This window comes from uncultured Brachyspira sp., assembly GCF_949287625.1.
In the GTDB taxonomy this organism is placed as follows: Bacteria; Spirochaetota; Brachyspiria; order Brachyspirales; family Brachyspiraceae; genus Brachyspira.
Genome location: NZ_CASEGO010000050.1, coordinates 24,390 through 32,819, shown reverse-complemented (window position 1 = coordinate 32,819; position 8,430 = coordinate 24,390). Strand labels below are relative to the sequence as shown.

Here is an 8,430-nt window from a genome sequence, read left to right as displayed (position 1 = left end):
AAGCCCCGCAAATATCAAAATTTAAAAAATTTATTTTTTGACAAACTGTATTTGTTTAGGTATATACTAAAAATTCTTAAGTTTGTCAATTTTTTTATTCAACTTTTTCCCGCCGCAAAAAGTTGCAAAAAGTGCAAGTATTAGAACTTTATATTTTAAAGATACGTATTAAATGTATGGTAATACCCGAAATTTAGGACAAAAATGCAGTTCTTTTGGTTCTTTTATACCAATAAAAGAACTGGGGTGTGGGGCAAATATACCAATAAAAGAACTGGGGTGTGGGGCAAAGCCCCATATATTAAAAACAAAATATAACTTCATTTTTGACAAACTATATTTGTTTAGGTATATACTAAAAATTCTTAAGTTTGTCAATTTTTTTATTCAACTTTTTCCCGCCGCAAAAAGTTGCTTAATATCCTCGACAAGCTCAGATACGCTTCGCGAAAGTGCAAGTGTAACAATAATGCTAAATAGTACTAATTATGTTTTATATGTAGAATAAATTATTAAATTTATACTAAAATATAGCTTTTCGATGGACTTTGTCAGTACGCAGAGCGTGCGGGCTGTGCCTGCTTCTCGCCTGCCTACGGCACACAGAGTGAGGCGTACTTCGTATGTGGCACGACTGTGTGCTTTTAGCGGCAAAGACAAATATCAAAATTTAAAAAATTTATTTTTTGACAAACTGTATTTTTTTAGGTATATACTATAATTATATATTATTGCATCTAAATTAATTATTTTGCAATAATAAAAATATTGTTTTCAAGCAAATTCTTTTTTTTTCGATACTTAACGCAAGAATTATTTTAATACTATATTTATAACTATTACTTGCAAAAAAAGTCATAAATTGTTAAAATATATACAAGTAATTATAGTTTAAAAAAGAGTATTAAAAAATGAGACTTGACTATATCAGACCATTTACAGATGCTTCTAATGAAATACTTCAGAATTATCTGAAAAATGGCATCAAAACTAGCGATATAACCTTAAAAGGAGATTTTGTTAATGCTTCAGGCATTATAGCAATAGTAGCATTATCAGAAGATATAGTAGGTCATTTTATAATAGATATGGAAATAGAAACAGCTAAAAAAATAGTTTCTATAATGAATGACAGCGAAGTAAAAGATATTGATAAATTATCATTATCCACAGTACAGGAGCTTGTTAATTTAATAGCAGGACTTGCTGTAACAAAATTAGAAAAAGACGGGTATAACGTTGATATATCGCCGCCTGTTATAATGAGAAGCAAGAATTTAGAAGTTTCGATAAGCGAATCGGAATTTCTTCATATAAAATTAGATACCTCTATTGGCGATTTTAATATATTGGTTGCCGTAGAATCAGAAAAGGAGTAAATAAATATGTCTGACATTAATACAAAAGAAGCTGATGGTATAAATGAATTTGGAAAGCCATTCAAAGTTCTAATAGTAGATGACTCTGCATTCGTTGTTAAACAGCTGCAGCAAATTTTTGTATCTGAGCAGTACAATGTAGTTGGTACAGCAGAAAACGGAGAGGAAGGCGTACTTATGTATAAAGAATACAAGCCAGACTTAGTAACTATGGATATTACAATGCCAAAAATGGATGGTATTACAGCTTTAACAAAAATAATTGAATATGATAAAAATGCAAAAGTAGTTATGGTTAGTGCTTTAGGTAAAGAGGATATGGTTAAAAAAGCTCTTCTAGCAGGTGCTAAAAACTATATTACAAAACCTTTAGATAGAAAAAAAGTTCTTGAACGTATTAAGATGGTTCTTGCTAAAAATAAACAATAATTTTTTTGTACTTATTCTGGAATAATTGATTTTGAATGAACTGAAACTAACTGATAAACAATTTGATCTATTTAGGGATTTTGTATATAGAGAAAGCGGTATATGTTTTAATGTTATTAATAAGATTATTTTAGAGTCACGCATTGCATCTTCTATGAAAGAGAGAAATCTCGATAAAGTAGAGGATTACTATAAACTTGTATCTACTAACAAGGAAGAACTTAAAACTTTTTTAGATAACATTACTACAAACCTTACAAAATTTTTTAGAAATGAACCTAATTTCAAATTGCTGAAAAATTATGTTCTGCCTAGAATATTAAAAACAAAAAAGATAGGAGAACAAATAAGAATTTGGAGTGCAGGCTGTTCTACTGGTGAGGAACCCTACTCTATAGCTATCACTTGTTTGGAAACACCCGGAATTAGAGAGCAGGATATAAAAATATTTGCAAGTGATCTTTCTCTTAATTCTTTGGTTGCCGCCAAAGAAGGGAGATATGAAGCTCATAAAGTTGAGAATGTTCCAGAAGACTATTTAAAAAAGTATTTTGATAAACTTTCGTCTGGAGAATATGCTATAAAAAGTAATATAAAAAAACTTATTACTTTTGATTATCATAATTTAAGACATAGAGGCAGTCAAACAAATATGGACGTTATTTTTTGCAGGAATGTACTTATCTACTTTGATACTGAATCTGTAAAACTTACTGTTAATAGATTTTATGATATATTAAATGAACATGGATATTTATTTATAGGACACAGCGAATCTTTATTTGGGCTTGATACCAAATTTAAATTTAACAATATAGATAATTCCATAGTATACACTAAAAATTAGGAGTTTTTTTGATGTTTATGAAAAGAAATGAAACTACAGAATCTAATTCTATTATAGGAGAAGGTTCATACTTCAAAGGAGAATTTACATTAAACGGTACTTTGAGAGTTGACGGCTGCTATGAGGGTGAAAAATTAGAAGTTGATAATGTATTTGTAGGTCAAACTGGAAAAATAAAATCTAATATAAAAACTGTATCGGCTGTTATTGAAGGTATTATCATTGGCAATATAGAAGCTAAAAATAGAGTTATGCTTATGCCTACAAGCAGAGTACTTGGGGAAATTAGAACCCCTGAACTTATTATACAAAATGGTGTTATACTTGAAGGATTATGTATAGTTGCACAAGATCCTCTTACTAATCCTAAAGAAACTATACTATCTTTATATAATAACGGCTCAGAAAATAATGAAAATAATAATTAACGGATTATGTAAATATAATGCCTTATCTATATAATGTTGAAAAAAGAATTAGTATACATATTATCATCATAACTTTAATTGCTGTCCTAAGCATTATTGCAGCTGCTTATCTGTTTACCTCTAACTATATAGAAAAAAAAAGATTAAAATCTATTTATGACTATATGGCATTAGAAGACTATAATAATGCATCATTTTTATTTAATGATCTTTATACTAAAAGACCATTAAATAAAAATATACTTATTACTGGTATAGATTTATATTATGATATACTAATAAGATCTGATAAAAATGATATTATAACATCTGCAAGTCAAAATATCATTCGATATGCTAAGCAGCTTTTATTAACTTCTAAATTTATAAAAAATAAAAATATCATATATCAAAGATTGGGATACAGCTATCAAAGGCTCGGTAAGGCTTATTATATTGATTCCTATAAATCATATATTAATGCAATAAACGATGGAGACAATAGAGTATCAACAACTATAGAATTATCAAAAATATGCTATGAAATAGGACTATATAAAGATGCTATAAAATATTTGGAAGAGGCTATTGACAGAGAAATAAGCGAAAACAGCGAAAAATTTATCAATATGGAATTATATTACGAACTAGCTAATGCATATGAAGGCGATAAAGATTATACTAAGGCTATACAAATATTATCATCAATGGACGGTAAATTTAATAATAATGATATGCTTGAAGCGAGAACCTATTTCAAATTAGGCGAATTATACTACAGACAGGGACTATATAAAGAAAGCGAATTTTTTTACAAAAAGACTTTAGAGATAGATGACAAAAATCCGGATTTATATTATAGTATAGGAACATTATATTTAGAAACTAAAAAAAGAAATGAAGCTATAAAAATGTTTAGAGAAGCTATCAAAATAGATAATTCGTATAAGCCCGCTAGGGATATATTAAGGAGATTGTAATAAAAATGTTTAACTGGTTATATAATATGTTCTCAAGTGATATGGGAATTGATTTAGGTACGGCTAATACTTTAGTATATGTAAAAGGTGAAGGTATTGTTTTGGCTGAACCATCAGTAGTAGCTATAGAAAAAAGCACTGGAAATGTTATTGCTGTAGGAAACGAAGCAAAAAGAATGTTAGGTAAAGTTCCAAACTCTATAGCAGCAATAAGACCTATGAGAGACGGAGTTATTGCCGACTTTGAAACTGTTGAAAAAATGATAAGATATTTTATAAATAAAGTACATAATAAAAGAACTTTAGTAAAACCAAGAATAGCAATAGGTATTCCTACTGGAATTACCGAAGTTGAAAGACGTGCTGTTAGAGAAAGCTGCGAACAGGCAGGAGCTAGAACCATATTTTTAATAGAACAGGCAAGAGCAGCAGCTATTGGAGCAGACATGCCTATTAATGAGCCGCATGGTAATATGATTATAGAAATAGGAGGAGGCACTACTGAAGTTGCTGTACTTTCACTTGGAAGTATGGTAAGAAGTGCTTCTATACGTGTGGGAGGCGATGAGCTTGATGATGCTATTATCAAATATATGCAGAGAACTCATAACCTCTATATAGGTGAAAAAACTGCTGAAGAGATAAAAATAAATATTGGTCATGCTTATAAAGGCGATATATCAAAAACTATGGACATAAGAGGCCGTGATTCTGTATCAGGACTTCCTAAAACTCTTACAATCAACAGTGCTGAAATTAAAGATGCTATAGCTGATATATTAATAGAAATATTAGAAGCTGTAAAATCAGTACTTAATCAGACTCCTCCTGAAATTTCTGCTGATATTGTAGAGAGAGGTATTGTTATGAGCGGCGGTACTTCACTGCTACCAGGTTTTACTGACTTAATATCTATGGAAACAGGAGTACCTGTAATTCTTGCTGAAAGCCCTCTTACTTGTGTTGCTATAGGATGCGGTAAGTTTATAGAAGAGACTAAAAACTTAAAAAATTACAGAAGATACTCTTAAAATCGGAAAAATTATAAAACTTTGATTAATATATCCGATACTCATAGGCGTGAAACTTTTTTTAAAACATAAACTTCTTACTTTGTACATTCTGCTAAATCTTATAGCAGCTATGCTTATGGTATTAAATAGAAGTAATTTTGTATTTAACTTACAGTCTATTTATGCACTTGGGGTATACCCTATTCAAAGTGCTACCAAAAGTGTTTCAAGGGCTTTTGTATACCTATATACAAGCATAACAGATATATTTACATTACAAAGTCAAGTTCAGGTATTAAAAGACAGAATAGCAGAATTAAGCGGGGCTGCTTTGGAATATGAGCAATTAAGTGCTGAAAATGACAGATTAAGAGCATTGCTTAATGAAGATCCTACAGATGAATATGCTTTGGAATATGCTGAAATAGTTTCTAAAGACCCTCAGAACTTCTACACTACTATTGTTATTAATAAAGGAAGTGCACATGGCATAGTAGTAGGAATGCCGGTAATATCGTATCAAAACGGATATAAAGGCTTGGTAGGTAAAGTAGTTGAAGTAAGAAGATACAATAGCAGAATACTCTCATTAGTTGACCAAAGATCACAAATTTCTGTAATGCTTGAAAGTTCAAGAACTACTGGTATTATGGTTGGTCAAAGTCCTAAATCCACACAGACTCATCTTCAGTATATAGATTTACAAATGGACGTTGAAGAAGGAGAGCGTGTAGTTACAAGCGGTATGGGCGGCGTTTTCCCAAAAGGTATATTAGTAGGAACTATATTTAAAGTAGAAAAGAAAAATTACGGACTTTTCCATGATCTTTATGTTGAGCCTACTGTTAATTTCTCTACTTTAGAAAATGTTTATGTCATAAAAAAAGTTCCAGACCAAGAAATAATTATGCTTGCAAATGAAGAAGATGAAAATAATGGGGAGACAAAATGAAAAGAGTTATAACCGTTATCATTACAACATTAATACTTCTTTTAATACAGTCATCTCCAGCTTACGACCTAATAAGAGTAGCACTTGGAGCTAAACCAGATTTGCTTTTAATATTCTTAGTATTTATATCATTCAGATACGGCTCTTTTGACGGAATAATATATGGTTTTATTATAGGGCTTTTGCAGGATATTGTTTCAAGCGGTACATTCGGTTCTTATGCTATAATATTCTTAAATATAGGTTTCTTTGTAGGTTTCTTCAATACTAGAATATTCATAAAACAAATTGCCGCAGGAATATTTGTAACTTTAGTAGGTTATTTAATAAAAATTATAGCTTTATTTTTAGTAACTTCTATATACTCTGATCTTTCAAATGTTGCTGTATTAATAAGAGCTGAACTTTTAGTAGGACTTCCTCTTACTGTTATACTCTCCTCCCCTGCTTTCATACTATTTGAAAAAGCTGCTCCTATAATATATGATAAGCAAGGCATACATGTTGATGACAGCACAACAAAAGAATACAGCGAATAAAAATATTAATACAAAAAATATATTTTTTTGACAAACTTTAAATTTTCAGTATAATAATAAAGACTATCAATAAATTATTTAATGGATATTTTATGATAAAAGTTAGTGTAATAATACCAATATATAATGCAGAAAAATATTTAAAAGAATGTTTGAACTCTATTATCAATCAAACACTCAAAGAAATAGAAATTATTTGTATTAATGATTGTTCTACAGATTCTAGTATTAAAATATTGGAAGAATATGCTAAAAAAGATAATAGAATAAAAATTTTTAATACAGAAAAATCATCTGGTGGTCCTGCAACTGGAAGAAATATAGGTATAGAAAAATCAAGAGGAGAATATATTGGATTTATAGATAATGATGATTATGTAAATGAAAACTTCTATGAAGAGCTATATAAAACTGCTAAGAAATACGATGCAGATATAGTAAATAATTTAAATATTATTAATTATTATGAAAACGGAAAATATAATAACAATTGGTGTCATATAAAAAATTATACAAAAAAACAAAAATTAGAGTATGAAATTATTTTAAACAAAAAAGATTTTATGAAACCTGGAAAATTTTTTCTTACAAACTATATTTGGAACAAATTATATAAAAGATCTTTCATAATAGATAATAATATAAAGTTTATAGTATTTCCTAATATAGGTGATGATGGTTCTGATGATTGGACTTTTAATATTGAATTAATAATAAATAACCCAATAGCAGTATGTAATAATACAGTTCCATACTATTATAGGATAAGAGAAACTTCTTTATACTCAACTCATAAAAGTATTGAACCAATATGCTATAGAGCTGAAAATATAATAAATAATAAACTAAAAAATATAGATGAAGAATATAAAAGAATTATAATATCAAATATTGTAGAACATATAATTTCAAAACTTCTTAATGATTATAAATATATGTATGAAGAAAATTACTATCATATACATAATTTTTTAAAAAATAAAAATAATATAGATATAAATGAAATGAGAAACTATGTATATTATAATTATATCTTAATAAAGCTAAATGATAAATATGAAACTTACATTATATACAAAAATAATATATTGGATTATATAAAGCAAAAAGAAGAAAAAATGACAAGGTTAATAAATAAAATGGTATGGTGGATTCCAATAAGAAAATACCGTGATAAAGTTAGAAATAAAATTATAAGAAACTTAAATAATTATGAAAAATAGTATATATTCAAACTCTGAAATTGAAATAAAAGCGTATGTTAGAGACTTTGACGCTGTATTAAACTTTCTATACAAAAATGCCAGATTCAAAAAAAGATATTTTAAAAAAGATATTTACTATGCAAAAGAAAATGACATAAAAAATAAAAATATAAAAACAAGCGACTGCATAAGACTTAGAATAGAACATGGCGGATATACTTTTTGTGCTAAAGAGAGAACATTAATTGACGGTGTAGAAGTTAATGAAGAGAGAGAATTAAAAGTAAGCAAAAAAAAGGCAAGATTTATTATTAACTTTTTATTTCAGATTCAAAAATATAAAGAGTATGTCAGAAAAGAAAAAAAAGGCTATGCTTTCATATATAAAAATGCTTTAGTAGAAGTTTCAAAAATAAAAAATTTAGACAATTTTATAGAAATAGAATTCTTAAACTCTGATAATTCAGTAGAAGAACAAGTATCAAAATTAAAATTAATATTAAATGAAATAGGCATAGATGAAAAAGACATAGAAACAGAAGCCTATATTAATTTACTTTCAAAATAAAAGTATAATACTTTTTACATACCATTTTTAATATTTACATATAAAATATTGAAAGTATCATTATTTACCTTATAATTTATTATGTAATTTTAAATAATTTTAATAAAACAT

10 protein-coding genes are annotated in these 8,430 nt (G+C 27.9%); all 10 read left to right on the top strand.

All coding sequences use genetic code 11. The features are described 5' to 3' along the window. Positions 1 to 911 precede the first annotated feature (911 nt). The gene (locus tag Q1X91_RS09045; RefSeq protein ID WP_300756134.1) at positions 912 to 1,379 is read left to right on the top strand and encodes a chemotaxis protein CheX; all 468 of its coding nucleotides are present in this window, start codon (positions 912 to 914) and stop codon (positions 1,377 to 1,379) included. Between the two features lie 6 nt (positions 1,380 to 1,385). After that, a complete protein-coding gene (locus tag Q1X91_RS09040) occupies positions 1,386 to 1,808 on the top strand; it encodes a response regulator (RefSeq protein WP_096737202.1) in 423 nt (140 codons plus the stop codon). 31 nt (positions 1,809 to 1,839) lie between these two features. Further along, positions 1,840 to 2,655, top strand: a complete 816-nt coding sequence (locus tag Q1X91_RS09035) for a protein-glutamate O-methyltransferase CheR (protein ID WP_300756129.1) — start codon at positions 1,840 to 1,842, stop codon at positions 2,653 to 2,655. Positions 2,656 to 2,666: 11 nt separating this feature from the next. Further along, positions 2,667 to 3,083, top strand: a complete 417-nt coding sequence (locus Q1X91_RS09030) for a polymer-forming cytoskeletal protein (protein ID WP_300756126.1) — start codon at positions 2,667 to 2,669, stop codon at positions 3,081 to 3,083. 17 nt (positions 3,084 to 3,100) lie between these two features. Next, the gene (locus Q1X91_RS09025) at positions 3,101 to 4,042 is read left to right on the top strand and encodes a tetratricopeptide repeat protein (RefSeq protein WP_300756123.1); all 942 of its coding nucleotides are present in this window, start codon (positions 3,101 to 3,103) and stop codon (positions 4,040 to 4,042) included. 5 nt (positions 4,043 to 4,047) lie between these two features. Continuing rightward, positions 4,048 to 5,073, top strand: a complete 1,026-nt coding sequence (locus Q1X91_RS09020) for a rod shape-determining protein (RefSeq protein WP_013113588.1) — start codon at positions 4,048 to 4,050, stop codon at positions 5,071 to 5,073. 49 nt (positions 5,074 to 5,122) lie between these two features. After that, on the top strand, positions 5,123 to 6,007 hold the full coding sequence (gene mreC, locus Q1X91_RS09015; protein WP_300756119.1) for a rod shape-determining protein MreC: 885 nt from the start codon (positions 5,123 to 5,125) through the stop codon (positions 6,005 to 6,007). Further along, positions 6,004 to 6,546: a rod shape-determining protein MreD gene (gene mreD / locus Q1X91_RS09010; RefSeq protein ID WP_013113590.1), complete on the top strand. Its 543-nt coding sequence runs from the start codon at positions 6,004 to 6,006 to the stop codon at positions 6,544 to 6,546. Before mreC ends, mreD begins: the two co-directional genes overlap by 4 nt. A gap of 92 nt (positions 6,547 to 6,638) precedes the next feature. Continuing rightward, positions 6,639 to 7,769, top strand: coding sequence for a glycosyltransferase family 2 protein (locus Q1X91_RS09005; protein WP_300756115.1), 1,131 nt, complete (start codon positions 6,639 to 6,641; stop codon positions 7,767 to 7,769). Continuing rightward, on the top strand, positions 7,759 to 8,319 hold the full coding sequence (locus Q1X91_RS09000) for a class IV adenylate cyclase (protein WP_300756113.1): 561 nt from the start codon (positions 7,759 to 7,761) through the stop codon (positions 8,317 to 8,319). The genes Q1X91_RS09005 and Q1X91_RS09000 overlap by 11 nt, the downstream gene beginning before the upstream one ends. The last annotated feature ends 111 nt before the right edge of the window (positions 8,320 to 8,430 follow it).